1 pseudogene is annotated in these 1,544 nt (G+C 45.1%); it reads right to left on the bottom strand.

What is annotated here, in order from left to right:
* Nucleotides 1-90: 90 nt before the first annotated feature.
* Nucleotides 91-1,544: pseudogene (locus SOP96_RS19950) on the bottom strand (hypothetical protein); the annotation flags it as partial.

Below are 1,544 nucleotides of genomic sequence, written 5' to 3'. Positions count from 1 at the left end.
TTTATTCCCCGATCTTTCCGATCTGGATTCGCCTACGAATAAATAACATGTGGATGTAAAACCCAAAGTACTTAGATGATCATCACAATTTCACCCGAAATTCTTTACCCATTCAACTTTCCCGTCTTTTGAAAGTTTGATAATCCAATAATCGCCTTCACCAAAATTTTCGGTAGACTTTGCATAACCGGAAAGTGATTTTGAATGTTGGGCTGAATGGTCTTGCTCCCCTCCTTTGGAAGAGCTGGGGGAGGATTTACTTCTGGAATACGCCCCGAGCAAAGCACMACCGTCCTTTGTAGGAATCATTTTTTCTACTTCATCTAATCCTTTTCCGCCCAATACCAATTGGGATAATTCTTGTGCGTTTTGATCTAATGTAACGTCCAAAAGATCTTTGGACCCGTAACCGTGTGAGGACTTGTGTACATTTCCTGCCACAAAGAATCCCAAATCGGTCGTCTGGATCACCGCCCTGGCTTCTTCATCCGAAGCCCCGCCAATGGTTTTCTGCCACAATTCATCCCCGAATTCATTAATTCTGATCAGCCAAAAATCACTTCCGCCTTTGGAATCGTCTTTTTTATCCAGCCCTTTTCCGCTGAATGACGTTCCGGCCAGAAGGAAACCTCCTTCTTGTGTATTCACTGTTGCAGACAGAAAATCATGGTTCTGCCCCGAGAAATATTTTTCCCAGGCTTCTTCGCCCTGCTGGTTGAGCTTTATGAGATGAAAGTCGTAACCGTTGTTGGGCTGCTGGCTGCTGGCTGCTGGCAAATGGCTTTTGCCTCCGGCTTTGGAAGAGCTGGGGGAGGATTTACTTCTGGAATACGCCCCGAGCAAAGCACCACCGTCCTTTGTAGGAATCATTTTTTCTACTTCATCTAATCCTTTTCCGCCCAATACCAATTGGGATAATTCTTTTCCGTTTTTATCTAATTTAACGACCAAAACATCTTTGGACCCGTAACCTTGTGAAGAATTTTGTACATTTCCTGCCACAAAGAATCCCAAATCGGTCGTCTGGATCACCGCCCTGGCTTCTTCATCCGAAGCCCCGCCAACGGTTTTCTGCCACAATTCATCCCCGAATTCATTAATTCTGATCAGCCAAAAATCACTTCCGCCTTTGGAATTATCTTTTTTATCCAGCCCTTTTCCGCTGAATGACGTTCCGGCCAAAACAAATCCACCATCTTGTGTATTCACTGTTGCAGACAGAAAATCATGGTTCTGCCCCGAGAAATATTTTTCCCAGACTTCTTCGCCCTGCTGGTTGAGCTTTATGAGATGAAAGTCGTAACCGTTGTTGGGCTGCTGGCTGCTGGCTGCTGGCAAATGGCTTTTGCCTCCGGCTTTGGACATGCTATTTCCGGTCTGGATAGAACTGCCGGTTATCAGATATTGCTGGTCAATGGTCGTGGTAACCTGGGAAAGGAAATCCTGGGTGGAGGATTTAATGTCTTTCTGCCAGACTACTTCCTGGGCAGAAAAGCCCAGAACGGAGCATAGAAAAATTGCTCCGGAATAAATTTTATTCATAT

Source organism: Chryseobacterium salviniae (genome assembly GCF_035819015.1).
Lineage (GTDB): Bacteria > Bacteroidota > Bacteroidia > Flavobacteriales > Weeksellaceae > Chryseobacterium > Chryseobacterium salviniae.
This window is presented reverse-complemented; position numbering and strand designations above follow the sequence as displayed.